This is a genomic window from Salipiger marinus (assembly GCF_900100085.1).
Lineage (GTDB): Bacteria > Pseudomonadota > Alphaproteobacteria > Rhodobacterales > Rhodobacteraceae > Salipiger > Salipiger marinus.
Window position 1 is genome coordinate 74,626 of record NZ_FNEJ01000015.1, and the last position, 26,497, is coordinate 101,122.

General features: G+C 66.8%; 25 protein-coding genes. 10 read left to right on the forward strand and 15 right to left on the reverse strand.

Going from position 1 to position 26,497, the window contains the following annotated elements; genetic code table 11:
- Position 1 precedes the first annotated feature (1 nt).
- The 9 genes from BLR51_RS17050 to BLR51_RS17090 are packed head-to-tail and all read right to left on the reverse strand — an operon-like array spanning position 2 to position 8,482.
- Positions 2-889 carry an amidohydrolase family protein gene (locus tag BLR51_RS17050; protein WP_089849214.1) on the reverse strand — a complete coding sequence of 296 codons (888 nt, stop codon included), beginning with the start codon at positions 887-889 and terminating at the stop codon, positions 2-4.
- Positions 886-2,358 (reverse strand): tripartite tricarboxylate transporter permease, encoded by a 1,473-nt coding sequence (locus BLR51_RS17055; RefSeq protein ID WP_089849216.1) that lies wholly within the window; start codon positions 2,356-2,358, stop codon positions 886-888. The genes BLR51_RS17050 and BLR51_RS17055 overlap by 4 nt, the downstream gene beginning before the upstream one ends.
- On the reverse strand, positions 2,349-2,816 hold the full coding sequence (locus BLR51_RS17060) for a tripartite tricarboxylate transporter TctB family protein (RefSeq protein ID WP_165616858.1): 468 nt from the start codon (positions 2,814-2,816) through the stop codon (positions 2,349-2,351). The genes BLR51_RS17055 and BLR51_RS17060 overlap by 10 nt, the downstream gene beginning before the upstream one ends.
- 52 nt (positions 2,817-2,868) lie before the next feature.
- On the reverse strand, positions 2,869-3,834 hold the full coding sequence (locus tag BLR51_RS17065) for a Bug family tripartite tricarboxylate transporter substrate binding protein (protein WP_089849220.1): 966 nt from the start codon (positions 3,832-3,834) through the stop codon (positions 2,869-2,871).
- Between the two features lie 33 nt (positions 3,835-3,867).
- Positions 3,868-4,557 carry a cyclase family protein gene (locus tag BLR51_RS17070; protein WP_089849221.1) on the reverse strand — a complete coding sequence of 230 codons (690 nt, stop codon included), beginning with the start codon at positions 4,555-4,557 and terminating at the stop codon, positions 3,868-3,870.
- An 8-nt stretch (positions 4,558-4,565) separates the two neighbouring features.
- Positions 4,566-5,849: a TRAP transporter large permease gene (locus BLR51_RS17075; RefSeq protein WP_089849223.1), complete on the reverse strand. Its 1,284-nt coding sequence runs from the start codon at positions 5,847-5,849 to the stop codon at positions 4,566-4,568.
- Entirely contained in the window at positions 5,846-6,316 is a 471-nt protein-coding gene (locus BLR51_RS17080; protein ID WP_165616859.1) for a TRAP transporter small permease, read from the reverse strand. The genes BLR51_RS17075 and BLR51_RS17080 overlap by 4 nt, the downstream gene beginning before the upstream one ends.
- A gap of 40 nt (positions 6,317-6,356) precedes the next feature.
- Complete coding sequence (locus tag BLR51_RS17085) at positions 6,357-7,349, reverse strand: DctP family TRAP transporter solute-binding subunit (protein ID WP_089849227.1); 993 nt, start codon at positions 7,347-7,349, stop codon at positions 6,357-6,359.
- A 56-nt stretch (positions 7,350-7,405) separates the two neighbouring features.
- Positions 7,406-8,482, reverse strand: a complete 1,077-nt coding sequence (locus BLR51_RS17090; protein ID WP_089849300.1) for a 4-hydroxythreonine-4-phosphate dehydrogenase PdxA — start codon at positions 8,480-8,482, stop codon at positions 7,406-7,408.
- Between the two features lie 156 nt (positions 8,483-8,638).
- Here BLR51_RS17090 and BLR51_RS17095 point away from each other — a divergent pair, with 156 nt between their 5' ends.
- The 10 genes from BLR51_RS17095 (at position 8,639) to xylA (ending at position 19,571) form a co-directional block, all read left to right on the forward strand.
- The gene (locus BLR51_RS17095; RefSeq protein ID WP_230795456.1) at positions 8,639-9,313 is read left to right on the forward strand and encodes a GntR family transcriptional regulator; all 675 of its coding nucleotides are present in this window, start codon (positions 8,639-8,641) and stop codon (positions 9,311-9,313) included.
- A 237-nt stretch (positions 9,314-9,550) separates the two neighbouring features.
- Positions 9,551-10,579, forward strand: coding sequence for a LacI family DNA-binding transcriptional regulator (locus tag BLR51_RS17100; protein ID WP_089849229.1), 1,029 nt, complete (start codon positions 9,551-9,553; stop codon positions 10,577-10,579).
- Positions 10,580-10,718: 139 nt separating this feature from the next.
- A complete protein-coding gene (locus BLR51_RS17105; protein ID WP_089849231.1) occupies positions 10,719-11,978 on the forward strand; it encodes an ABC transporter substrate-binding protein in 1,260 nt (419 codons plus the stop codon).
- Positions 11,979-12,043: 65 nt separating this feature from the next.
- Positions 12,044-12,973 (forward strand): carbohydrate ABC transporter permease, encoded by a 930-nt coding sequence (locus BLR51_RS17110; RefSeq protein ID WP_207543647.1) that lies wholly within the window; start codon positions 12,044-12,046, stop codon positions 12,971-12,973.
- Positions 12,970-13,800, forward strand: coding sequence for a carbohydrate ABC transporter permease (locus tag BLR51_RS17115; protein WP_089849233.1), 831 nt, complete (start codon positions 12,970-12,972; stop codon positions 13,798-13,800). Before BLR51_RS17110 ends, BLR51_RS17115 begins: the two co-directional genes overlap by 4 nt.
- Positions 13,801-13,805: 5 nt before the next feature.
- Positions 13,806-15,452: a glycoside hydrolase family 43 protein gene (locus tag BLR51_RS17120; RefSeq protein WP_242656763.1), complete on the forward strand. Its 1,647-nt coding sequence runs from the start codon at positions 13,806-13,808 to the stop codon at positions 15,450-15,452.
- 27 nt (positions 15,453-15,479) lie between these two features.
- Positions 15,480-16,487: an ABC transporter ATP-binding protein gene (locus tag BLR51_RS17125; protein ID WP_089849237.1), complete on the forward strand. Its 1,008-nt coding sequence runs from the start codon at positions 15,480-15,482 to the stop codon at positions 16,485-16,487.
- A complete protein-coding gene (locus BLR51_RS17130) occupies positions 16,484-17,599 on the forward strand; it encodes a Gfo/Idh/MocA family protein (protein ID WP_089849239.1) in 1,116 nt (371 codons plus the stop codon). Before BLR51_RS17125 ends, BLR51_RS17130 begins: the two co-directional genes overlap by 4 nt.
- Positions 17,596-18,252, forward strand: a complete 657-nt coding sequence (locus BLR51_RS17135) for a ThuA domain-containing protein (RefSeq protein ID WP_089849241.1) — start codon at positions 17,596-17,598, stop codon at positions 18,250-18,252. Before BLR51_RS17130 ends, BLR51_RS17135 begins: the two co-directional genes overlap by 4 nt.
- A 14-nt stretch (positions 18,253-18,266) precedes the next feature.
- A complete protein-coding gene (xylA, locus tag BLR51_RS17140; RefSeq protein WP_089849243.1) occupies positions 18,267-19,571 on the forward strand; it encodes a xylose isomerase in 1,305 nt (434 codons plus the stop codon).
- A gap of 37 nt (positions 19,572-19,608) precedes the next feature.
- Here the strand turns inward: xylA and BLR51_RS17145 are convergent, their stop codons facing one another.
- The 6 genes from BLR51_RS17145 to BLR51_RS17170 all read right to left on the reverse strand — a co-directional run bounded on the left by BLR51_RS17145 (position 19,609) and on the right by BLR51_RS17170 (position 26,477).
- Entirely contained in the window at positions 19,609-20,556 is a 948-nt protein-coding gene (locus tag BLR51_RS17145; RefSeq protein WP_089849245.1) for an ABC transporter substrate-binding protein, read from the reverse strand.
- Positions 20,557-20,594: 38 nt separating this feature from the next.
- Entirely contained in the window at positions 20,595-21,590 is a 996-nt protein-coding gene (locus BLR51_RS17150) for an ABC transporter permease (RefSeq protein WP_230795811.1), read from the reverse strand.
- A gap of 7 nt (positions 21,591-21,597) precedes the next feature.
- Positions 21,598-23,139 (reverse strand): sugar ABC transporter ATP-binding protein, encoded by a 1,542-nt coding sequence (locus BLR51_RS17155; protein WP_207543651.1) that lies wholly within the window; start codon positions 23,137-23,139, stop codon positions 21,598-21,600.
- Positions 23,140-23,144: 5 nt separating this feature from the next.
- A complete protein-coding gene (locus BLR51_RS17160) occupies positions 23,145-24,290 on the reverse strand; it encodes a Gfo/Idh/MocA family protein (protein WP_242656764.1) in 1,146 nt (381 codons plus the stop codon).
- Complete coding sequence (locus tag BLR51_RS17165; RefSeq protein WP_089849253.1) at positions 24,287-25,345, reverse strand: sugar phosphate isomerase/epimerase family protein; 1,059 nt, start codon at positions 25,343-25,345, stop codon at positions 24,287-24,289. The genes BLR51_RS17160 and BLR51_RS17165 overlap by 4 nt, the downstream gene beginning before the upstream one ends.
- A gap of 163 nt (positions 25,346-25,508) precedes the next feature.
- Positions 25,509-26,477: a LysR family transcriptional regulator gene (locus tag BLR51_RS17170; RefSeq protein ID WP_089849255.1), complete on the reverse strand. Its 969-nt coding sequence runs from the start codon at positions 26,475-26,477 to the stop codon at positions 25,509-25,511.
- Positions 26,478-26,497 lie beyond the last annotated feature (20 nt).

Consider the following 26,497-nt stretch of genomic DNA (forward strand, 5'->3'; position numbering starts at 1 on the left):
CTCAGACCGGGTCCAGACCATAGACGCGCGCCGCCGTGCCATGAAACAGGGCGGCGCGCTCTGCCGCGCCGTAATCGCGCGTGGCGGCATCGAAGCCGGAAAAGATCGTGTCGAAACTGCCGCAGAGCCCGTCCACCGGGAAATTCGATCCGAACATGGCGCGGTCCGGACCGAAGATGTCGATGGCGGTGCGGATGATGTCGCGGTTGTCTTCCAGCCGCCACGGACGGCCCGGCAGGCCCAGCCCCGAGATCTTGAGATAGACCGTGCCCATGCCCGCTGCCTGTTCCAGCGCCGCGCGCCAGCCAACAAGCGCGTCTGGCGACCGGTCGGCGGGCAGGCCGGTATGGTTGACGATCACCGGCAGGTCGGGCGCCACCTCGCGCAGCCGCGCCAGATCCGCAAGATGCCACCACGGACATTGCAGGTCGAACATCAGCGGCGTCCGCGCCAGAGCCGCCACCCCCGCCAGATAGGCCGGATCGGCAAGCCCGCCGGGGCCCATGCCGGGACGGGGCGTGCTGCGGGGCTTGTGCCGGACGCTGCGGGTCAGCGGCAGCGTGGCATAGCCGTCCAGCACCTTGGCGCAGTCGTCGCGGTCAAGCCAGATCTGCCCGACATGGGCGGCGGGCGTGCCCTGCTCCTGCGCCAGCCGCGCCATCCAGCGCGCCTCTCCCAAGGGATCGGCGGGGGACCATTCACCCTCCATCGTGATGCTGGCCACCAGATCCCAGCCCGCTGCGGCGCGGGCGTGATCCTCGGGCAGCCAAGGGCGGCAGATCGCCGAATAGTCGCCGTAGCGGAACGGGATCATCGGACGGTCGGTCAGCCACGGATGCGGGTTGACGCGCGGATCCCAGTAATGGTGATGGCAGTCGATGATCTTCATGTCCGGCTCCTGAGCGCGCGCAGCACCGGTGCGGCCCAAAGCAGCAGCACCACCAGCCCCAGACCCGCCGCGATGGGCCGTTCGACAAAGGTCATCAGATCGCCCTTGGATTTCAGCATGGAGGTCACGAAGTTGAATTCCAGCATGGCGCCCAGCACGATGCCAAGGATGGCCGGGGCGACGGGGATGCCGTTTTCCTCGAAGAGCCAGCCAATCACCCCGAAGGCCAGCATGATCCCCACCCCGAAGGGCGAATTGTTGATGGCAAAACTGCCGACGATGCAGGCGCATAGCACGATCGGCATCAGATAGGCCTGCGGCACCCGCAGCAGGTGGCGCGCCAGCCGGATCACCGCCCAGCCCAAGGGCAGCAGCAGCAGGTTGGCCAGCAGGAAGGACAGGAAGATGGCATAGATCAACTCCGGCGTCTTGACGAAGATGATCGGCCCCGGCTCCAGCCCCTTGAGATACAGCACGCCGATGACGATGGCGGTGATGCTGTCGCCGGGAATGCCGAAGACCAGCGTCGGCACCCATGCGGAACTGAGCGCGGCATTGTTGGAGGCGCCCGCCTCGATCAGGCCTTCGTCATGGCCGGTGCCGAATTTCTCGGGCGTCCTGGAGCGGCGCTTGGCGATGGCATAGGACACCCACGCCGCGATGTCTGCGCCCGCGCCGGGCAGGGCGCCCACCAGCGACCCGGTCAGCCCGCCGCGCAGCACGTTGCGCCAGCGGCGGACCAGCGTCGATCCCAGCCCGGCAAAGACCGGGCCCATGCGCGGCGCTTCGGGTTTCGGTGCGTTGCGGGTGGCGTTGCGCAGGATCTCGGTCAGGGCGAACATGCCGATCATCGCGGGGATGAAGCTGACCCCGCCCATGAGTTCGAAACTGCCGAAGGTAAAGCGCGGCTGGCCCGCCACCTCGTCAATGCCGATGAAGGCCACGAACAGGCCAAAAATCAGCGACAGCACACCCTTGAGCGCCGATCCGGTCGAAACGATGGCGGCACAGGAAAGGCCGAGCAGCGCCAGCCAGAAATATTCGACCGAGGAGAAATTGGTGGCGAAGCGCGCCAGCAGCGGCGCCGCGAACATCAGCAGCAGCACGCCGATCACCCCGCCGATCAGCGCCGATCCCAGCGACAGGCCCAGCCCGCGTTCGGGGCGGCCCGCCCGCGTCATGGCGAAGGCGTCATCGACATAGGCGGCAGAGGCGGGAGTGCCGGGGATGCGCAGCAGCGCGCCGGGAATGTCTCCGGAAAAGATCGCCATGGCCGCCAGCGCCGCGATGGCGGCAATGGCGGGCACCGGATCCATGAAGAAGGTGATGGGCACCAGCAGCGCCACGCCCATCACCGCCGTCAGACCGGGAATGGCGCCGATCACGATGCCCAGCGTCGAGGCGGCAAGAATGGTCAGCAGCACATCGGGCCGGGCGACAAGCAGCAGGGCCTCCCACATCACGTCCATGACATCAGTCCTTCGATCAGGCCGCGCGGCAGCGGCACCCGCAGCACCATGCCGAACACCAGCCACAGCAGCGCGGAAAGGCCTGCCGCCACGCCGGTGGCGGGCAGGGGCCGGGCCCCCATCGCCACGCTCAGCGCCAGCGCCACCAGCGTCGTGGTCAGCAGAAAGCCCAGCATCTGGACCGTCAGCAGCCAGAACACCACGGCGGCAAGCACGCCCAGCTTCAGAAAGGCATCGCGGCTGCGCAGCTCTGGCGCGATGCGGATCCACGGGCCGCGATCGCGCGCCGCCAGAACCTGCACCAGCCCCGCCAGCATCGCGGCGGCACCCACGATGCGCGGGAAAAAGCCGGATCCGAACTGCTGCCCCGGTGCCTCGCGGAACCCGAAGGTGCCGCTGATGATGGCGATCCCGCCCAGAATGGCCAGAATGCCGATCACTCGGTCGTTGAATTTCATCATGCCTGCCCTTGAGGGCCCGCCGGGGCCGGTGGCTCCGGCGGGCAGCGGATCAGTTCACCAGACCAAGCTCGCCCAGAAGCGTGCCCGCCTCGTCGGCAAAGCCTGCGGCAAAGGTCGAAAACTCTTCCGGCCCGTCGAAATAGGGGGTGATGCCGCGCTGCGCGAGCGCGTCCTGCACCACCGCCGCGCCATGTGCCTCGCGCGCGGCCTCGGCCAGCTTCGCCGTCACCTCCTCGGGCAGACCGGCGGGCGCGCAGAGCGAGAACCAGTTCGACAGCGCAAACTCCACGCCGGATTCCTTCAGCGTCGGCACGTCGGGGAAGGCATCGGACCGTTCGTCGGACATGATGCCAAGGATCCGCACCTCTCCGGCATCGGCCAGCGCCTTGGCCTCCACCGGGGAGCCGGTGAACATGTTGAGCCCGCCCGACACCATGTCCTGCAGCGCGGGCGCGCCGCCCTTGGAGGGGATGAAGTCGATCTTGTCCACCGGCTCGCCCAGAGCCTTGAGGAAGCCCGCCGTCGCCATGTGCCATGTGCCGCCGATGCCCGAGCCCGAGGACTGGAAATGGCCCGCCGGTTCCGATTTCACCGCCTCGACCAGCGCGGGCAGATCGGCATAGGGGCTGTCCTGCGCCACGGTGATGCCTGCCGGGATCAGCGCCAGACGCGAGATCAGGGTGAACTTCTCGGGCGTCAGGTCGGCAAGGCCGATGGATTTGAAATAGGTGATCTCGGGCGTGCAGGCCCCCAGCGTGTAGCCGTCAGGCCGTGCCTGCGCGATGGCCATATGGCCCACCACGCCCGATCCGCCATCGCGGTTCACCACGTTGATGGGCTGGCCCATTGCCTCTTCGAAGCCAGTGGCGAAGATGCGGATGATCGTGTCGGTGCCGCCGCCCGCGCCCCATGGCACGAGGATGGTGACGGGACGGTCGGGATAGTCGGCCAGCGCCGCCCCTGCGGGCAGACAGGCCAGCGCCACGCCGGTCAGCATTTTCTGGATAAGGGTCATATCGGGTCTCCTCCCTGTGGTGATGGGTGTGGCTCAGGTCGCGCCGGGGGCTTCTGCGAGCCCTTCGAAGGCGACGACCCGGGCAGGCGCGCCATCCGCGCCCTCGATCTTCAGCGGCAGCGCGCAGAGAAAACAGCGCGGGCCGGTCAGCGCGGCGGTGCCGATCAGATATTCGATGAGCGTGATGCCATGGCGCAGGATCTCGTCATGCGTGACGTGGTCGGTGATGGGCGGCACGATGCCGTCCAGCGACAGCCGGATGGTGTAATCCTGCGGAAAATCGAAGGCCACCGCGCGGGGGGCAAGGGCTGCCACGGCGCGCGCGGCCTCCCGGCTCATGTAAGGCGCCTCGCGCCAGTAGGCCGGGGTCCGCCAGTCGCGCTGGCGGTCCCATGCGCTGCGCAGCAGCAGGATCGGCTCGCCCTCATATCCGGCGGTGGCCTTGGCGATGCGGGCGGCAGTGATCTCTTCATCCGGGGCGACATCGCTCAGATCCGCGACAAAACAGGCGCCCGCCACATCCTCTGGCGCGGTCTGGTCGATGGTCGGCGCGCCGGGCAGCATGTGGCGGCGCGCGTCGACATGGGTGAAGCTGTGGCAGGACAGCGTGAGCTTGGTCACCTGAAACGGCTGCGTGTCGGAATGATCCCCCATCACCTGCCGCGGCGCGGGCCAGCGGAAGTGATCGGCAAGGATGGGCATGGACAGATCGTGGATGCGCATGGGCTCTCTCAGGTCATGAACAGGCGGGGCAGCAGCGTGGTGACGGCGGGCACGAAGGTCAGGATGGCGAGCGCGACAAACAGCGCCACCATGAAGGGCAGGCTTTCGCGCATCACCCGTTCGGGCCGTTCCCCGGCGATATGGGCGGACAGGTAGATCAGATAGCCCACCGGCGGCGTGGTCAGCCCGATCATCAGGTTGAACACCAGCATGATGCCGAAATGCACGGGGTCGATGCCCAGATCCACCGCATTGGGCAGCAGCAGCGGCACAAGGATCACCAGCGCCGCCAGCGGATCCAGAAACAGCCCCAGCCCCAGCGCAAACAGGTTGACCATCAGCAGGAACAGCAGCGGGCTGTCGCCGAAGCGGGTGATGAGATCCCCCACCGCCTGACTGAGCCGCAGGTCGGCGACGATCCACGCAAACAGCGAAGAGGCCCCGACGATGACGAGGACCATCGCCGTCCCCTGTGCCGCGCCGATGAGGGATTTCGCGATGCCCGGGAGGTCAAGTTCGCGAAAATACAGCGTCCCCGTAAGGAAGGCATAGAGACAGGCGATGGCCCCGGCCTCGGTGGCGGTCATGATGCCGCCGAGGATTCCGCCCACGATCAGCACCGGGGTCAGCAGGGCTACGGCGGCGCGGGCGCCCGCGCGGGCCATGGCGGTGACGGGCTGCCGGGGGCTGCTTTCGAAATCGCGCCGCCGCGCCAGCAGCGCCACCGCCGCCATGAGGCAGAGCCCGATCACCACGCCGGGCAGGATCCCGGCAAGGAACATCGCCCCCACCGACTGCTCTGCCAGCACGGCATAGACGATGATGGGAATGGAGGGCGGGATGATCGGCCCCACGACGGAGCTGCATTGCGTGATGGCGGCGGCAAAGGCGCCGGAATAGCCGCGCGCCTTCATCTCGGGGATCATCACCGAACCGATGGCGGCGGTATCGGCCACAGCGGATCCGGAGATGCCGGAAAAGAACAGGCTGGAGACGATGTTGACCTGCGCCAGCCCGCCACGAAAATGCCCCACCAGCGTCTGCGCAAAATCGATGACGCGGCGCGTGATGCCGCCCCGGTTCATGAATTCGCCCGCCAGAAAGAAGAAGCCCACGGCCAGCAGCAGGAACTGGTCCATGCCGTTCATGAACACCTGCCCCACCAGCAGCAGCGGCATTTCGGGGCGCACCACCAGCAGCGTGACCACCGACGCGGCGAGGATGGCAAAGACCAGAGGCACGCCGATCAGCGCCAGCAGCAGCATGGATCCGAAGAGAAGAAGGGTGGTCATTGCGTCTCCGGCGGGGTCGGGGAGGTGAACAGCGCCGAGATCTGCGTGCCTGCCCAAAGCAGCCCGCCCACGACCCCCGCCATCCAGTACCAGGATTTGGAGATGCCGAGCGCGACATAGCGGTCGCGCCCGAAGCTCGCGTCAAGCTGCCACGCGCCCCAGATCAGGAGCGCCAGCAGGGCCAGCACCACGGCGGTGCGCAGCGCCGTCAGCACGCCCTGTCCGCGCGGCCCCAGCCTGCCATCCATGAGGGTGATCCGCATGTGATCGGCATTGGCGGCGGCCACGAGGATCATCCACACATAAAGCAGCCGGATCAGTTCCTCTGACCAGATCAGCGAGGTGCCCAGCAGATAGCGGCTGACCACCTGCGCGATCCCCAGCAGCACCACCGCCAGCAGCAGCAGCGCGGCGGCCCCGTTCACGGCGCGGCGCAGAAGCCTGTCAAGGCGCGCGATCTGGGTCATGGGCGTCTCCCTCCTCCGGAGCGGCCGGTGCGGGCGGGGGTCAGGCGGTTGCGGCGGCGTCCACCTGATCCAGCAGCGCAGCACCGAACTGCTCCACATAGGCGGCGCGGGTCACGTCGCTGACGGCGGCGCGGAAGGCGTCGGTATCGGGCTTTTCCTCGATCTGCAGGCCCACCGCGCGCATCTCTTCAAGCGCTGCCACATCCTCTTCGTCGTTGAGCTGCCGCTGGAAGGTCGCGGCCTCCAGCGCCGCCTCCTGCAGGGCGGTCTGGACCTCTGGCGACAGGCCGGACCAGCGCCGCGCGTTCACCACCAGCGGCGAGGTGGTATAGGCGTGCCGCGTCAGGCTCATGAACGTCTGCACCTCGTGCAGCTTGTTGGCATAGATGTGGTTGACCGGGTTTTCCTGCCCGTCGATGGCCCCGGTCTGCAGCGCGGAATAGACCTCGCCAAAGGGCATGGGGGTCGGCTGCGCGCCCAGCGTCTCGAAGGCCAGCACATGCGCCGGATTGGGCGTGGTGCGGATTTTCAGCCCCGCCATGTCCTCGGGCGTCACCACGGCGCGGACATTGTTGGTCAGGTTGCGGAAGCCCAGTTCCCAGAAGGCGATGCCCTGCAGCCCCGCCTCCGACATGGAGGACATGAGCGTCTGGCCCACCTCGCCATCCAGCACCGCAAAGGCATGGGCGTCGGACTGGAACAGGAAGGGCAGGTCCAGCAGGTTCAGCGCGGGCAGGCTGGCGGTGAAATAGGGATTGCCGGTGGTCGCCATGTCGATGGTGCCAAGCCGGGTGCCTTCCAGCATGGTGGGCGAGGATCCAAGCTCGCCATTGCCATAGACCTCGACCGTCAGCGCGCCGCCGGTCTTTTCCGCCGCAAGCTCCGCCAGACGGGTGGCGGCGGCGCTGACGGAATCGCTGGCCGTGCCGTAATGGGCAAAACGCAGCGCGGTGCCTTGGGCGCGCAGCAGGGCGGGGCTGGCCATCAGCCCGCCGGTCAGGGCGATGCCCTTGGCAAACTCTCGTCTGTTCATGTGTCTCTCCTCCCAAAGATGATGCGCGCCGCCCTCCTCCGGCGGGCGCGGTGATCTCAGACCGGCAGCGCGCCCCAGTCGAGCGCGCGGGCAAACAGTTCGGGCAGCGGTGCGGGGGTGTCGGGCCGGTCGCTGCGCGGATCCATTGCCGCCAGACGGCGGCCCAGCGTCACCGCATTGCGGGTGGCGCCCAGATCGGCGATGCCCCGTCCCGCGATGTCATAGGCCGTGCCATGGGCGGGCGTGACGATGGGAAAGGGGTAATTGGCGATCAGCGTCACGCCCCGGTCAAAGCCGATCAGCTTCATCGCGATCTGGCCCTGATCGTGGAACATGGTCAGCACCGCATCAAATTCGCCCTTCACCGCGCGCACGAACACCGTATCCGACGGCACCGGCCCGGTGACCGCCAGCTGCCGGGCGCGGGCGCGTTCGATGGCGGGCAGCAGGATGTCCTCGTCTTCGGTGCCGAAGTTGCGGCCATCGCCCGCATGGGGGTTCAGCGCGGCGACACCGATGCGCGGGCGGTCATAGCCTGCGTTGCGCATGATCCGGTCGGTCAGGCAGAGGCTGTCAAAAACCCGCGCCTCGGTGATCCGGCCCGCCACTTCCGACAGCGGAATGTGCGAGGTGACGCGGGCATTCCAGACCTCGTCCAGCACGTTGAATTCCCGCCCGCTTTCGGTGGCGCCGATGGTGGCGTCGATGAAGCCGATCTCGTCCACGTAATCGGGCTGCGCGAGCCGCATCGCGTGTTTGTTGAAGGGGGTAAAGAACACCACATCGGCATGACCCGCCGCCGCCACCAGCAGGGCGGCGCGGAAATTCTGCACCGAGGCGCGACCGCCTTCGGCGCTGGACTGGCCCTGCGGCACGGCCCCGGGGTCGCAATTGCCCAGATCCACCAGAAAGCTGTGCTCGGGCAGGGGGCCTGCGGTCTGGTCCGGGCGCAGCACCGGCAGATCCAGCGCAACACCCGCCTCGGCGGCGCCGCGTTCGAGCAGGCGCCGGTCGCCGATCACCATCAGGTCGCCCGTATTGGCCCCGGGGCAGGCCAGCACCCGTGCCGCAAGCTCGGCGCTGATCCCGCCCGCATCCCCGATCGCCATGGCCACTTTAGATCCGCTCGTCATGCTTTTGTCCGTCTTGTCGCTGGTCCGGGCCACCCGCATCGGGGTCGGCCTGTGTGTCGCATTTTGTGTAATGGATAAATTATACAATACACAAGTCTCGCGCCGCCGGAAAAAGCTGCTATATTTGTGTCAGCCCTTATGTTTCAGGAGAAAGACGTGCAGGATCAGATGGATGACCTTGGCGCACCGCTAGCGATCGAAAAGCTCAGCCTGCATGATCAGGTGGCCAGCCGCATCCGCGACATGATCATCGAAGGCTATCTGGAGCCGGGAACCCGAATCGACGAGGTCGTGCTGGCCGGACAGCTGGGCGTGTCGCGCACCCCCTTCCGCGAGGCGCTGCGCACGCTTGCCGCCGAAGGGCTGATCGCCTCGGTCCGGTCCAAGGGCAGCGTGGTGCGCAAGCTCACCCCCGAAGAGGTGCATGGCATGCTGGAACTGCTGGGCCATATCGAGCTTCTGGCCGGGCGGCTGGTCTGCGAGCGGGCCAGTGATGCGCAGATCGCCGATCTGCTGGCGCTGCATGACCGGATGCTGGACCGCTGGCGGGCGCGCGACCGGATGCCCTATTACAAGCTCAATCAGGAATTCCATTCGCGGCTTTCCGACTATGCGGGCAACCCCGCGCTGACGGAAACGCAGGCCAACCTGCAGGCGCGGCTGAAGCGCATCCGCTTCATGGGCAACCGCAATGCCGATTACTGGGATGATGCCGTGGCCGAGCACGAGGAAATGGCCGCCGCCCTGCGCCAGCGCGATGGCGAGGAACTGGGCCGGGTGATGGCACGGCATCTGGCCAATACATGGGCGCGGGTGCGCGACCGGCTCTAGGCGGCGGCACCCCCGGACCCCGCCCGTCGCAATTCACTTTTCAGTAAGCAGTGTGTGATGTACGTATGTCAGATGCCGTGCCGCGCGGTATTTTCCGGGCCTGCGCGGGCAGGAGGCCGGGCGGGGCAGGTCAGGGCCTGATCCGGGGCAGGGGGCCAGCCCGCGCCCCATGTCAGTTGTGGGCGTCCCGGCGCTGGTCTAACCGGGAGTGGGACAAGAAGTAAGGAGAGCTGCGATATGTCACGACCGACCGTGCATGATGTGGCGCGCGTGGCCAATGTCAGCCTGTCCACCGTCGACCGGGTTCTGAACGGGCGCGACGGGGTGCGGCAGGCAACGCAGCAGCGGGTCCGCGCCGCGATGAAGCAGCTTGGCTATGAGCGCGACATCATGGCCGCCAACCTGTCGCGCAAGCGGGTCTACCGTATACATTTCGCCATTCCGGACGGGCCCAACAGCTTCATGCGCAATCTGGCCGCCGAACTGGACAGCCACGCACGCCTTGCGCTGCGCGATCGCACGGAAATCAGCGTATCGCTGGTGCCGCCGTTTGACGGGCGGGCGCTGGCGGCGGATCTGCGGCGCGCCCGCGAGCAGGCGGTGGATGGCGTGGTGATGGTCGCGACGGAATCCGCCGAGGTGCGGCAGGCGGTGTCGGACCTGCGCGGCGCGGGGATTCAGGTGGTGACGCTGATTTCGGATCTGTCGGCCTCGGCGCGCGGGCATTTTGTCGGCATCGACAACGTATCCGCCGGGCGCACCGCCGCCGGACTGCTGGGGCGCTTCTGTCAGGGCCGCCCCGGCCGCATCGCGATCATCGCGGGATCCATGCTGGTGCGCGACCATGTGGAGCGCAGGCTGGGCTTTGAACAGGTCATGCATGCGGAATTTCCCGATCTGCAGCTGCTGCCGCCGGTCGAAGGCGGCGACGAGGCGGCGCGGGTCGACGAGCTTCTGACCAACGTACTTCAGGATTGTCGCGACATTGTGGGGATCTACAGCCTTGGCGGCGGCAACCGGGGCCTGCGCGCCGCGCTGGACCGTGCCAAGTCCAGCCCGCGCCCGCTGGTGGTGGTGCACGAACTGACAGACCAGTCGCGCGCGGCGCTGCAGGATGGGGTGTTCGACGCCGTGCTGCAGCAGGATATTCACAAGGAAGTGGCCAGCGCCCTGATCATCATGCGCAACCTGATCGAGGCGGTGCCGGTCGATCCGCGCACCGGCATCATCCACACCGAAATTTTCCTGCGCGACAACCTGCCCTAGGGTCCGGTCCGGAAAAGCGGGATTGCATACCCGCTCTTTCTTGATGTACGTTGGTCAAATCTGATGTACGTTAGTCAAAATGGTGCAGAATCACGGTCGAGGAGGATCGGGATTCGGGCTCAATCTGGGAGGATGACCAATGAAACTGTTCGTCAAGACAGCCCTGCTGGCCAGCGCCGCATGGGGCACTGCCGCCATGGCGCAGGAAGAAATCCGCGTGCTGCGGGTGCAGCCCAGCGACCCCGAACAGGCGTTTTATGCCCGCGTCGAGGCCGCTTACGAAGCGCAGAACCCCGATGTGGACGTGGTGTTCGAATATATCGCCAACGAGGCCTACAAGTCGAAGCTGCCGACGCTGCTGCAGTCCGACGCCCGGCCCGACATTTTCTACAGCTGGGCTGGCCAGACGCTGGTCGAACAGGCCGAAGCCGGGTTCCTGAAGGATATCTCGGGCGAGCTCTCCGACGAGGTGCGCAGCACCTTCCCCGACGCGGCGCTGACCGCCTATACCGTGGATGGCGCCCTGCACGGTCTGCCGCTTTACGCCACCGAGGTGGTGTTCTGGGTCAATACCGCGCTGACCGAAGAGGCGGGCGTCGATCATACCGCGATCAAGACATGGGATGACCTGCTGGCTGCGGTGCAGACCATGAAGGACGCGGGCGTGACGCCGATCGTGGTGGGCGGGCAGGACAAATGGCCGCTGCATTTCTACTGGAGCTATCTGGCGCTGCGCGAAGGCGGGGCCGAGGTCGTGACGGCGGCGATGAACGGCGAGGATGGCGGGTTCGAGGCCGAGCCCTTTGTCGCCGCTGGCGAAGAATTCCAGAAGCTGACCGAAATGGAGCCGTTCCAGCCCGGCTTCATGGGCACCACCTATGAAACCGCCAGCGGCATGTTTGCCGATGGCAAGGGCGCGCTGCACCTGATGGGCGACTGGGATTACCTGCCGATGCGGGGCCGGTCGCAAAGCGGCGAAGGCCTGCCCGATGACCAGATGGCGATCATCTCCTTCCCGGCGGTGTCCGATCCGGTGGCAGAGGGCGGCGACAGCGCCACGCTGGGCGGCATGAACGGCTGGGCCGTCACGTCGGATGCAACCGATGGCGCGGTGGATTTCCTGACCTTCCTGCTCAACCGCGATCATCAGGAAGAAGTTGCGCGCGAAGGCATCTTCATCCCGATCGTGAAGGGGGCCGGAGAGGCGCTGGAAAACCCGTTCTTCCAGCAGGTTGCGCAGGACATCGCGGCAGCCAGCTATCACCAGATCTTCCTTGACCAGTTCCTTGGCGCCTCGGTTGGGGCCACGGTGAACGACATCTCCGCCGATCTGGCGCAGGGCGTGATCACGCCCGAGGAGGCCGCGGCACAGGTCGAGGAGGCCTGGCAGTTCCGCTAAGCCTTCCCCCGGCGCGTGTCCTTGCGGACGCGCGCCCTTTTTCCCCCGAGACGGAGACGCACTCCATGGAGATGATCGATGCCCGCGCGGCCGCATCGCGGAAACGCGCGCGCCGTCGGCGCGGAATGGGCTCCAGCCGCCTTGCCGCCATCGCGATCCTGCTGCCCCCGGCGCTGATCCTGTTCAGCCTGTTTGTGATCCTGCCGCTGGCGGAATCGGGCTATTACGCCTTTTTCGACTGGAACGGCTACGGCACGCCCGAAGACTATGTCGGCCTGCGCAATTTCGAACAGATCGCCGGGCATTCGGTGTTTCACACCGCCATGGGCAACACGCTCAAGATCGTGGCTGTCTCGCTCTTGATCCAGATGCCGCTGGCGCTGTTTCTGGCGCTGCTGATCTATCGCAAGACGCCGACCAACGCGCTGTTCCGGCTGATCTTTTTTGTGCCCTACATCCTTGCCGAAGTGGCAGCGGGCCTGATCTGGAGCTTCGTGTTCGACGGCAATTATGGCGTCACCGCCTCCCTCGCACGGTCCATGGGGCAGGAAAGCTTCTTCATCCTTGCTGACCGGGACTGGGCCTTTGTCGCGGTCATGACCGTGATCGTCTGGAAATATTTCGGCTTTCACATGATGATCTACATCGCGGCTCTGCAGGGCGTGCCCGAGGATCTGATCGAGGCTGCCAAGATCGAAGGCGCCAAGCGGCCTCAGATCGTGCGCTATGTGCAGATCCCGCAGATCAAGCCTGCCATCGTGGTCAGCGCGTTTTTTGCGATCATCGGCGCGCTGCAGGTGTTTGACGTCATCATCCCGCTGACCAATGGCGGACCGTCGAACCAGACCCATACCATCGTGACCTATCTCTACAGCTTCGGACTGACCCGGCTGAAGATCGGCTTTGGCAGCGCCGTGGGCGTGCTGCTGTTCCTCGCCGCCATCGTCGTGGCGCTGTTCTACCAGCGCATCTTCATGAAGGGGACCAAGCCATGACCCGCAGCCATTTCTGGCGCAACTTCGCCCGCGTCACGATCCTTTGCGTGGTGGCCAGCTTCGTGCTGGCGCCCATGCTGGCCACGGCGCTTGGCGGGTTCAAAAGCAACGCGGAAATCCGCATGAACGCCTTCGCGCTGCCGCAGCAGTGGGATGCCAGCTTCTACGCCTCGATCCTCGCCGATCCGCGGTTCTGGAGCTATCTGGGCAATTCGCTGCTGATCTCCACCGGGACCGTGGTGCTGACGCTGATCGTCGGATCCGCCGCTGCCTATGTCTTTGCGCAGATCCGCTTCTTCGGCTCGCGGATGCTGTTCTCCTATCTGCTGCTGGGGCTGATGTTCCCCTTCGCCACCGCGATCCTGCCGCTCTTCATCAAGGTGCGCGACATCGGCCTGCTGGACACCTACTGGGCGGTGATCCTGCCGCAGACCGCCTTTGGCCTGTCGCTGGCGATCCTGCTGTTCCGGACCTTCTTCGAACAGCTGCCGAAAGAGCTGTTCGAGGCGGCACGGATCGATGGCTGCGGCTATGTGCGGTTCTTCTGGCAGGTCACGCTGCCGCTCTCCACGCCGATCCTCGCCACCGTGGGCGTCTTCGTCTTCGTGCAGAGCTGGAACAACTTCCTGCTGCCGCTGGTCGTGCTCAACTCGCGCGAAGCCTTCACATGGCCGCTGGGGATGATGCAGTTCCGCGGTGAATACGTGACCGAATGGAACCGCACGCTGGCCTTCGTCACGCTGACGATCCTGCCCGCCATCGTCTTCTTCCTCGCCGCCCAGAAATACATCGTCGCAGGCCTGACCGGCGGCGCCGTCAAGGGATGACCAAAGTGACCGAGATCCGCAATCCGATCCTGCCGGGCTTCAACCCCGATCCGTCAATCGTCCGGGTGGGCGACGACTTCTACATCGCCACATCGACCTTCGAATGGTATCCCGGCGTGCAGATCCATCATTCCCGCGATCTGGCGCATTGGCGGCTGGTGTCCCGGCCCCTGACCCGCGCGGCGCAGCTTGACCTGCGCGGCGATCCGGATTCGGGCGGGGTCTGGGCGCCGTGCCTGACCCATGCCGACGGGCAGTTCTGGCTGATCTATACCGATGTCAAACGCCGCGACGGCGCGTGGAAGGACAGCCACAACTATCTTGTCACCGCCCCCAGCATCGACGGGCCGTGGTCCGATCCGGTCTATCTCAACTCCTCGGGGTTCGACCCCTCGCTCTTTCATGACGAGGACGGGCGCAAATGGCTGGTCAACATGATCTGGGATCACCGCCAGCAGGGCGGTGGCAAGTTCGGTGGCATCGTCTGTCAGGAATATTCCGTGGCAGAGCAACGGCTGGTGGGCGAGGTGCGCAACATCTATCGCGGCACCGATCACAAGCTGACCGAGGGGCCGCATCTTTACCGGCGCGACGGCTGGTACTGGCTGCTGACCGCCGAAGGCGGCACCGGCTATGACCATGCCGCGACCATGGCCCGGTCTCGCGATCTGTTCGGCCCCTACGAGACCGATCCGAAAAAGCATCTGCTGACCTCCAAGGACGCGCCCGAGGCGCTGCTGCAGCGCGCGGGCCATGCCGATATCGTCGAGACGCAGAATGGCGAGTTTTACCTCGTGCATCTCTGCTCCCGCCCGCTGGAGGAGACGCGCGGCGCAGCCCCCGGCCGGGTCGTGGGGATCCACGAAGAGGATGCGCGCCGCTCGCCGCTGGGCCGGGAAACCGCGATCCAGAAACTGATCTGGCCTGCGGGGGAATTTCCGCGCCTTGCCCATGGCGGCTGCGTGCCGACCGCGACGGCGCCCGCGCCCGACCTGCCCGAACACCGCTTCTCGCCAGAGCCCGCCCGCACCACCTTTGCCCCCGGGGCGCTGCCGCCCGCCTTCCAGTGGCTGCGCAGCCCCGACAGCGCCCGGCTTTTCTCGCTGGACGCACGGCCCGGCGCGCTGCGGCTTTACGGGCGCGAGGCGCCGGGATCGCATTTCGACCACGCCCTGGTGGCGCGGCGCCAGACCGACATCGCCTATTCCGCCGAAACCGAAATCGACTTCGCCCCGGAAACCTACCAGCAGTTTGCGGGCCTGATCGCGTGGTATAACGGGTTCAAGTTCCACTACCTTGCGGTGACGGCGGGGGAGGAGGGGCAGCGCCAGCTGACCGTGCTCAGCTGTCCCGCCGACTGGCCGATGCTGCGGATGGTGCAGCCGCTCGCCGCCCCGGTCGATCTGCCCGCCACCGGGCCGGTCCGGCTGGGCTGCGACGTGGACGGCATGACCCTGCGCTTCCGCTATGCCCTGCCGGGGGCTGACTGGACCGATCTGGGGGTCACGCTCGACCAGTCCGCGATCTCTGACGAGGCGGGCAACGGGCCGGGCAACAACTTCACCGGCGCCTTTGTCGGCATGGCCGCGCATGACACCTCGGGGCGGGGCCATCACGCCGATTTCCTTCATTTCAACTACGAGCCCCGCTGATGACCGGGCGGGCGAGGAGGGCCGAACATGGCTGACGTGCAACTGGCAGGCATCATCAAGACCTTCGGCGCGCTGACGGTGATCCCGGGCCTTGACCTGAAGGTGCCGCATGGATCCTTCACCGTGCTGGTGGGGCCTTCGGGCTGTGGCAAGTCCACGCTTCTGCGGATGATCGCGGGGCTCGAAGATCCGACCGAGGGCGAAATCCGCATCGGCGGGCGCGACGTGACCGATGCGGAACCGTCGGATCGCGGCATCTCGATGGTGTTCCAGTCCTACGCGCTTTATCCGCACATGACGGTGGCGCAGAACATCGATTTCGGGCTGCGGCTGGCCAAGATGCCCGCTGCGGAACGGCGCGAGCGGGTGGCGGAGGCCGCGCGCATCCTGTCGCTTGAGGATTATCTTGACCGCAAGCCGGGCCAGCTTTCGGGCGGGCAGCGCCAGCGCGTCGCCATTGGCCGGTCCATCGTGCGCCATCCCGAGGTGTTCCTGTTCGACGAGCCGCTGTCGAACCTTGACGCCGCCCTGCGCACGCAGATGCGGGTGGAACTGGCGCAGCTGCACCAGTCCATCGGCGCCACGATGATCTACGTCACCCACGATCAGGTGGAGGCGATGACGCTGGCCGACCAGATCGTGGTGATGAAGGCCGGGCGGATCGAACAGGTCGGCGCGCCGATGGAGCTTTATGACCGCCCCGCCACGGAATTTGTCGCAGGCTTCATCGGCTCGCCCCGCATGAACCTGCTGCCGGGCCGGGCCGTGGCCCGCGACGACATCAAGACGGTGGGGATCCGCCCCGAACATCTGCGGGTGGAAACCGACGGGCTCTGGCCCGCGCGGGCGCGGGTGGTCGAGACGCTGGGCGCCGACACCATCGCCTATATGGATGCCGAAGGTCTGGGAGAGATCACGGTGCGGCTGCCGGGGCACATGCGGCTCAAGGCGGGCGAGCAGCTGGGGCTGAGCCCGGAACCGGGCGCGCTGCATTATTTTGGACAGGACGGACAGCGAATGGAGGCCGTGGCATGAGCGGGATCGGAGTGGGCGTCATCGGCTGTGGCGTCATCAGCGACATCTACCTGAAAAATGCGGCGCTGTTCCCGCAGATCAAGATGCGCGCCGTGGCCGATCTGCGCGCCGAGGCGGCAGAGGAAAAAGCCCGCGCCTATGGCGTGGAGGCGCTGACGGTCGAGGCGCTGCTGGCGCGCGAGGATATCGGCATCGTGCTGAACCTGACCATTCCCGCCGCCCATGCCGAGATCGGGCATCGCGCGCTGGCGGCAGGCAAGCATGTCTATTCGGAAAAGCCGCTGGCGGGCAGCTTTGACGAGGCGCGCGCGCTCAATGACGCGGCGCAGGCGGCGGGGCTGCGGCTGGGATGCGCGCCCGACACCTTTCTGGGCGGCGCGCATCAGACCGCGCGGGCGCTGGTCGATGCCGGAGAGATCGGGCGCCCCGTGGCGGGCACCGCGACCCTGATGCTGCCGGGCCATGAACGCTGGCATCCGAACCCGGATTTCTACTACAGCGCGCCCGGCGGCGGCCCGATGATGGACATGGGGCCCTATTACATCACCGCGATGCTCAACCTGCTGGGGCCGGTGGCGCGGGTCACCGCCTTCGGGGGCCGGTCGCGCGACAGCCGCGAGATCGCGACCGGGCCGCGCGCCGGACAGAGCGTGCCGGTGGAGGTCGACACCCATCTGGCGGGGGTCATGGAATTTGCGCAGGGCGCGCTGGTGCAGATCGCCACCAGCTTCGACGTGCGCGCCCACAGGCACGGCCCGCTGGAACTGTATGGCACCACCGGATCCATGACGCTGCCCGATCCCAACCGCTTCGACGGCACGGTGGAGCTGCACCGCGACGGGGCTTGGCAGCCGCAGCAGATGCGCCACGGCCATGGTGACGGCAATTACCGCGGGCTGGGGCTGGCCCAGATGGCCGGGGCCATCGCCTCGGGCGGGCCGCATTGCGCCAGCGGCGATCTGGCACTGCACGCGCTGGAGGTGATGGAGGCGATGCACCGCTCGGCCCGCGAGGGCCGCGCCATCGAGATGACCACGCGCTGCGAGCGGCCAGCGCCGCTGCTCGCCGAGCGGGGAACCGGAGAAATCGCGCTGCAGGAGGAGGTGGCATGAACCAGAAAGCACTTATATTTTACGGCGGCTGGGAGGGGCACGACCCCGAGGCCTGCGCCGCCGTGGTGGCCGGAATGCTGCGGGACGAAGGGTTTGACGTGCGCTCCGAACCGGGCGTTGCGGTGCTGGGCGAGGCGGATCTGTCCTCGTTCGACCTGATCGTGCCGCTTTGCACGCAGGTCGAGATCAAGAAAGAGCCGCTGGAGCGGCTCTGCGCCGCCATCGCGGCGGGCACCGGGCTTGCGGGCTTTCACGGCGGCATGGGCGACACGTTCCGCGCCGCCCCCGCCTATCAGTTCATGGTGGGCGGGCAATGGGTCGCGCATCCCGGCGACATGATGGATTACCGGGTCGAGATCACCCAGCCGGATCATCCGCTGATGCAGGGCATCGGGGATTTCGACTACCATTCCGAACAGTATTTCATGCATGTCGATCCCGGCAATGACGTGCTTGCCGTGACCCGCTTTGACGGCACGCATGCGCCATGGGTCAAGGGCACGGTGATGCCGGTGGCATGGACACGCCACCATGGCGAGGGCCGGGTGTTCTACTCCGCCCTTGGCCACAACGCTTCCGAATTCGACGTCCCGCAGATGAAGGAAATCCTTCGCCGCGGGCTGGTCTGGGCCAGCCGGGGCACCGGCAGATGAGAGACGAGACAACCATGACAGACTTTTTCAACGGCATTCCTGCGATCCGCTACGAAGGCCCCGACAGCGACAATGACTTCGCCTTCCGCCATTACGACCCCGAAGAGGTGGTGATGGGCAAGACGATGAAGGAGCATCTGCGCTTCTCGGTGGCCTATTGGCACAGCTTCGCTTGGGTGGGCGGGGATCCCTTCGGCGGGCAGACCTTCGAGCGCCCGTGGTTCGGCGACGGCATGGCCAAGGCCAAGCTCAAGGCCGATGTCGCCTTCGAGATGTTCCAGATCCTTGGCGCGCCCTATTTCGCCTTCCACGACGCCGATGCGCGCCCCGAGGGCGACAGCTTTGCCGAAAACACCCGCAACCTGCGCGAAATCACCGATTACATGCAGGGCAAGATGGAGGCCACGGGCACCAAGCTGCTCTGGGGCACGGCGAACCTGTTCACCCATCGCCGCTACATGGCCGGGGCCGCCACCAACCCCGATCCCGATGTCTATGCCTTTGCCGCAGCGACGGTGAAGACCTGCCTTGACGCGACCCACCAGCTGGGCGGCGAAAACTACGTGCTCTGGGGCGGGCGCGAGGGCTACGAGACCCTGCTCAACACCGATATGGGCCGCGAACGCCAGCAGGCGGGCCGGTTCCTGACGCAGGCGGTGGAGTATGCGCGCAAGATCGGCTTCAAGGGCGCCATCCTGATCGAGCCCAAGCCGCAGGAGCCCACCAAGCACCAGTATGATTACGACGTGGCCACCGTCTATGGCTTCCTCAAGCAGTTCGGGCTTGAGAAAGAGGTGAAGCTCAATGTCGAGCAGGGCCATGCCATCCTCGCCGGTCACAGCTTCGAGCACGAGCTGGCGCTGGCGCGCGAGCTGGGCATCCTTGGCTCCATCGACATGAACCGCAACGACTACCAGTCCGGCTGGGACACCGACCAGTTCCCGAACAACGTGCCAGAAACCGCGCTGGCCTATTACGAGGTGCTGCGCGCGGGCGGCTTCAGCACCGGCGGCACCAACTTTGACTCCAAGCTGCGGCGGCAGTCGCTGGATGCCGAGGATCTGATCCTTGGCCATGTCGGCGGCATGGACACCTGTGCGGCAGGGCTGAAGGCGGCGGCGAAGATGCTGGAAGAAGGCAAGCTCGAAGCGGCGCGCGACGCGCGCTATGCGGGCTGGGACAGCGCAGAAGCGCAGGCGATGCTGAGCACGCAGGGCTTTGACGAGATCACAGCCCGGGTCGAGGCGGAGGGGATCAATCCGCAGCCCCGGTCGGGGCGGCAGGAGCGGCTCGAAAACCTCGTGAACCGCTACCTCTGAAAAACTGCGGCGGCCCCGAAGGGCCGCCGCAATCCCTTCAGAACGGGCTGTCGGGGAAGTAATACTCTGCGGCGTTTTCCGGCGTCACCAGTTCGGATCCGATGGTGAAGGTTCCGGCCACCGGCGCGCTCGACACCTGGCCCACCACGGTCAGCTCGATCGCGGTGGCGATCATCGCGGGCGGATAGGTGACGTTGGCGGGGATCATCGGATCATTGTCCCGGGTCCGCGCGATCATCTCCTTCATGCCCGCGCCGCCCAGCACGAACTGGACATCGTCCCGGCCCGCCGCCTCGATCGCGGCAAGCACACCCACCGCCATGTCGTCATCCGAGGCCCAGACCGCGTCGATCTCGGGGAAGCGCGACAGGAAATCCTGCATGACGGTGAAGCTGTCATCGCGGTTCCAGTTGCCATGCTCCATGCCAAGAACCTCGATGTTCTTGCCCTCGATCGCGGCCTCGAAGCCTTCGACGCGCATGTTGTCGATGGTGGTGGGGATCCCGCGCAGCGCAACGATCTTGCCACCCTCGGGCAGGGCAGAGGCCATGAATTCGCCCGAGACCCGGCCAAAGCCCGCGTTGTCGCCCGCCACATACAGATCCTCGATGCCGTCCACCGACAGGCCGCGATCGACCACGGTGATCCAGACGCCGCTTTCGGCCACGGCCTGCACCGGCCCGGTCAGCGGTTCGGATTCAAAGGGCAGCACCACCAGCGCGTCGATGCCGCGCGTGGCCACCATGTCCTCGATGTCGGACACCTGCTCTGCCGGGTCGGAGGCGGTGGCCAGCACCAGATCGACCTGCGGATAGACCTCCTCCAGCCGTTCGATGGCTTGCTGCGCATGAAAGTTCATGCCGCCCGCCCAGCCATGGGTGGCCGCCGGAATCGACACCCCCACGGTGATGTCCTGCGCCATGGCCGGGGCGGCCAGCGCCGTCAGCACGCCCGCAGCCAGCGCTGTCCTGATTGTGATGCCCATTGGTTCCTCCACTGATGATGATGAGGTGGCCCGCTCCCTCAGGCCGACCTGCCTTCGCGCTGCAAGATCACAGCGAGAATGATGATGACCCCTTGGATCGCACCGTTGAGATAGGGCGAGACAAGATCGGTCAGGTTCAGGATGTTCTCGATCAGCCCGAGGATCAGCACCCCCAGCACGGTGCCCCAGACCCGGCCAAAGCCGCCCTTGAGCACGGTGCCGCCAATGATGACCGCGGCAATCGCCTCCAGCTCCCACAGCACGCCGGTGGAGGCGGAGGCCGAGCCGAGGCGCGGCACATACATGATGGTGGCGATGCCGACCAGCAGGCCCAGCATGGCATAGGTGATGAGCCGCACCCGGCCCACGCGCACGTTGGAATAATGCGCCACATGCTCGTTGCTGCCGGTGGCGGCGCAGTGCCGCCCGAACACGCCGCGGCTCATCAGGATTTCGCCCACGATCACCACCAGCGCAAAGACGATCATCGGCCATGTCATCCCAAGGATGCCGTCGAAATAGATGGGCCGGATATAGGTGCGCAGGCCGAAATCAAGCGACAGTGTGCCGCCATCGGCAAGCCATGTGACAAGGCTGCGATAGATGCCCATGGTGCCCAGCGTCACGATGAAGGCCTCGATCCCCAGCGTGGTGACCATGAAACCGTTGAGCAGCCCCGCCACCAGCCCCGCCAGCAGCGCCACCGCCATGCCCAGAAGCACGATGGGCACGCCCGGCCCCAGCGCGGGCAGGGCCGCGTTCATCACAAGGATCATCAGCCCCGCGATGAAGGCCGCCATGGCCCCCACCGACAGGTCAAGCCCGCCCGCCGTGATCACGAAGGTCATGCCGACCGCGATGATGCCGATGAAGGCAGAGCGCGACAGCACGTTGGTCAGGTTCGCCGCACTCAGGAAATTGGAATTGAGCGCCGCCCCCACCAGCACAAGGATCACCAGCGCAAGGATCGGCCCCAGCACCGTCATCGGGGGCAGGCGGGTCCGCGCCTTCGATCCCTGTTCCGCATCCGTCATCGCCATGTCAGGCCTCCTCCCGCCGGGCCGCGCCGGCACCAGCGCTGTCCCGCGCCGCTGCCGGTCCGGCCCCGATCCCCATTGCCAGCCGCACGATCGCCTCCTCGCTGACCGCAGGCCCCTCCAGCACGCCCGCAAGCCTGCCGCGCCGCATCACCGCCACCCGGTCCGACAGGCCGATCACCTCCTGCATCTCGGACGAGACCATGATGATAGCATGGCCCTGCGCCGCAAGTTCGCGCAGAAACGCGTAAATCTGCTGTTTCGTGCCGATGTCGATGCCGCGCGTCGGTTCGTCCACCACAAGGATGCGCGGTTCTGACAGCATGGTCTTGGCCAGCAGCAGCTTCTGCTGGTTGCCCCCCGACAGGTTGCCCGCCCGCACCCGCCGGTCGCCCGCGCGGATGTCAAAGGTGGTGATCGCCTCGTCCAGCGCGCGTTCCTCGGCGGCGGTGTCGACAAAGACCCGCCCGAATTTCCACAGCGCCTGCAGCGTCAGGTTCTCGCGCAGGCCCTTGTCCAGCAGCAGCCCGCGCAGCTTGCGGTCCTCGGTCAGGTAGCACAGCCCGTGCGCCAGCGCGTCGGCGGGCCTGCGGATGCTGACCGGCTTGCCCTCGATCTCCAGCGCCGTCATGCGCGCGGGCCGCAGCCCGCACATGCCCTCCATCGCCTCGGTGCGGCCCGCGCCGATAAGCCCGGCAAGCCCGAGGATCTCGCCCCGTCGCAGATCCAGATCCAGCGCCTCGACATGGCCCGGCACCTCCAGCCCCGAAAGGCGCAGCACCACCTCCTGCGGCGGGGTGGCCGGGCGGGGCGGATAGAGCACGGACACGTCGCGCCCGACCATGCGGGTCGCCATCTCGTCCTCGCTGATGTCCGCCGTGGGGCCGCTATGCACCACGGCGCCGTCGCGCATGACGGTGACCCGGTCAGAGATGCGGCGCACCTCGTCGAGCTTGTGCGAGGTGAACAGGATCGCGGCCCCGGCGGCGCGCAGCACGCGGACCTGTTCGAACAGCACCTCCGCCTCGGTATGGGTCAGCACCGCCGTCGGCTCGTCCATCACCAGCACCCGCGCCCGCCGCGACAGCGCCTTGGCGATCTCGACCATCTGCTTGTCGGAGTTCGACAGCTCCGACACCCGCGCCCCCGGAGACACGGCGCAGCCCAGCCGGTCCAGCAGGGCCTGCGTCTCGCGCGTCATGGCGGCGCGGTCGGCCAGCAGCCCGCGCCGCAGCTCCCGCCCCAGAAACACGTTCTGTTCGACGGTCAGCTGTTCGGCGAGGTTGAATTCCTGATGGATCATCACGATCCCCGCCTCTTCGCCCTCATGCAGGCTGGCAAGCCGGGTCACCTGACCGTCGATCAGGATATCGCCCTCGCTGGGGGGCTGGTAGCCCGCCATGATCTTCATGGTGGTGGACTTGCCCGCCCCGTTTTCGCCGATCAGCGCATGGACCTCTCCGGGATGCAGCGCGATGTCGACCCCGTGCAGCACCTCCACGGGGCCGAAGCTGCGCCGGATCCCGCGCAGGGCAAGAACCGGCACAGCCGTCACAGCGCGGTCCAGGCCGCGTCGCGCCGCGACGAGGCGACGCAGGCGGCGATGAAGCGCATTCCGGCCATGCCATCCTCGATGCCGGGCAGCAACCCGCGCGCGGTGTCGCGGTCGGTGCCCTGCTGGACGGCGCGGATCGCCTCCGCCGCTTCGGAATAAAGCGTGGCAAAGGCTTCAAGATAGCCCTCGGGATGGCCCGCCGGGATGCGGCTGACCGCCGTGCCTGCCGGATGCGCGCCGCTGCCATTGCGGCGGATCAGCCGCGTCGGCTCGCCATGGGGGGTATGCCACAGCGCGTTCGGTTGTTCCTGCGCCCATTCCAGCCCGCCCCGGTCGCCATAGATCCGCAGCCGCAGCCCGTTTTCATTGCCCGGCGCCACCTGACTGGACCAGAGCATCCCGCGCGCGCCACCGGCAAAGCGCAGCAGCACATGGGCGTTGTCATCCAGCTGCCGCCCCGGGCCGAAGCTTTGCAGATCGGCGGCAAGGCTTTCGGCGGCAAGGCCCGTCACGAAACAGGCAAGGTTATAGGCATGGGTGCCGATATCGCCCACCGATCCGCCCGCGCCAGAGCGGGCAGGGTCGGTGCGCCATTCGGCCTGCTTGTTGTCGCCCGCTTGTTCCACCGGATCGGTCAGCCAGTCCTGCGGATATTCGACCTGCACCACCCGGATCTGGCCCACAGCCCCCTCGGCCACCATGGCGCGGGCCTGCCGCACCATCGGATAGCCGGTGTAGTTATGGGTCAGGATGAACAGCGCGCCAGAGCCCGCGACGGCCTGCGCCATCGCCTCGGCCTCTTCATCGGTGGCGGTCAGCGGCTTGTCGCAGATCACATGGATCCCCGCCGCCAGAAAGGCCCGCGCCGCCGGGTAATGCATGTGGTTCGGGGTGACGATCGCCACCGCCTCGATCCCATCGGCGCGCGCGGCCTCGGCCTTGGCCATTTCGGCGAAGCTGCCATAGCAGCGGTCGGGATCAAGCCCCAGCTCCGCGCCGCTTGCCTTCGATTTCGCAGGCGTGGAGGACAGCGCCCCCGCCACCAGATCGAACCGCCCGTCGAGCCGCGCCGCGATCCGGTGCACGCCCCCGATGAAGGCGCCGCTGCCGCCGCCCACCATGCCCAGTCTGATCCGTGTCATCGGTCGATCCCCAGCATCCGGCGGTTGGCCGCGTCATCGGTGCCACCTGCCGCAAAATCGTCAAAGGCATGCGGCGTGACGCGGATGATGTGATCGCGCACAAAAGCCGCGCCTTCGCGCGCGCCATCCTCGGGATGCTTGAGCGCACATTCCCATTCCACCACGGCCCAGCCGTCAAAATCATTGGCGGCCATCTTCGAGAAGACCGCGCCAAAATCCACCTGCCCGTCACCAAGGCTGCGGAACCGGCCCGCGCGGTTGACCCAGGACTGGAAGCCGCCATAGACACCCTGCCGACCGGTCGGGTTCAGCTCGGCATCCTTGACGTGGAACATGCGGATGCGTTCGGCGTAGATGTCGATATTGTCAAGGTAATCAAGGTGCTGCAGCACGTAATGCGAGGGATCGTAAAGCATGTTGCAGCGCGGGTGGTTGCCGACACGCTCAAGGAACATCTCGAAGCTGATGCCGTCATGCAGATCCTCGCCCGGATGGATCTCGTAGCAGAGGTCAATCCCCATCTCTTCGGCATGGTCAAGGATCGGACGCCAGCGCGCCGCAAGCTCGTCAAACGCCGCCTCGACCAGCCCGGCGGGGCGCTGCGGCCACGGATAGACATAGGGCCATGCCAGCGCGCCGGAAAAGCTCGCCTGTGCGGTCAGACCCATGTTGCGCGAGGCGGTCAGCGCCTTGCGCACCTGATCCACCGCCCATTCCTGCCGTGCCTTGGGGTTGTTGTGGACGCTGGCGGGCGCAAACCCGTCAAAGGCCACGTCGTAAGCCGGATGCACCGCCACAAGCTGCCCCTGCAGATGCGTCGACAGTTCGGTGACGGTGATGCCGTTTTCGGCGGCGCGGCCCTTGAATTCATCGCAATAGTCGCGGCTTTCAGCGGCGCGGTCCAGATCGATCAGCCGCCCGTCCCAGCTTGGCACCTGCACGCCCTTGTAGCCGCAGTCGGCGGCCCAGCGGGTGATGTCTTCCCAGCTGTTGAACGGCGCCTCGTCGCCCGCGAACTGCGCCAGAAACAGCGCGGGTCCCTTGATCGTCTTCATGATGCCTCCCCTCGTTCCATCTCTTCGTGGCAGCGCCGGTCAGCCCGGTGCCCGCCATACGTCGATCATCGCCTCGCACACCCGCGACATGGCTTGCGTCATGCGTCTTCCTCCGGTGCGGCAGGCCTCCCGATTGATAGGCTATGAGGTATGTTGACTTACGTCAATCATCCATCGCATCGCCGCCTTGCAAGACGCCGGGCGCGGGGGGCGCGGCCTGCGCCGCAAGGGCCGGGCGCGGGTGGCGCAGGGCCCCGATCCCCAGCGCGGGAAAGATCCCGTCCAGCCGCGCCAGATCCGCATGCAGTTCCGCCGTGATCCACGCCGCCAGCAGATCCGCCGTGGCGCGGCGTTCCGGCGGCGCACGGTTGAGCAGGTAGCAGTCGCGCGCGCCCAGCGTCAGCGCGTCGGCGCAGGGCAGCAGATGCCCCTCGCACAGCCAGTGCGCCACGATGTTGATCCATCCGTCCGCCACGCCCTGGCCGATCATCGCCCCCTGCAGCACGATGGCATAATCGGGAAAGCTCAGGCTGGGGCCGGCCCGCGCCGCCGTGCCTGCAGCCTCCAGCAGCAGGCGCGGCACCTCGCCGCGCCGGGCCTGATCGACAAGCGCCGGAATGCAGACCGGCACATGCGCCTCCTGCATCACGAAACAGGCCGCACCGGGGTCGGCGGTCAGATAGCGCATGGCCAGATCAACCTCATCGGGCGGGCCATCCACCGGGCCGGGGATCATCTGGAACCGCAGATCCACCTGAGGGAAGACCGCGTGCAGACGGTCGATCCGGGGCATCAGCCAATGCGCGGTAAAGGCGGTGGAGACGGACAGGGTGATCGGGATCTTGCCGCCCCCGCGCCGGGCCAGCGCGTCAAGCTCTGCGCCGATCTCGGCAAAGGCGCCAGAGACGACATGGCGCAGCCGCAGCCCCTCTGCCGTCAGCCGCGCCCCGGTCTTGCCGCGCCGGAACAGCGCGGTGCCCAGATGCGCCTCCAGCGTGGCGATGGTGCGGCTGACGGCGGGCTGGGTGACGTTCAGTTCCGCCGCCGCGCGCGAAAAATTCTCGTGCCGCGCCGCCGCTTCGAACACGAACAGCGCATGAGAGGAGGGCAGCTTGCGGCGAAGTCCGGTCATGATGTCAGGTTATGAATGGC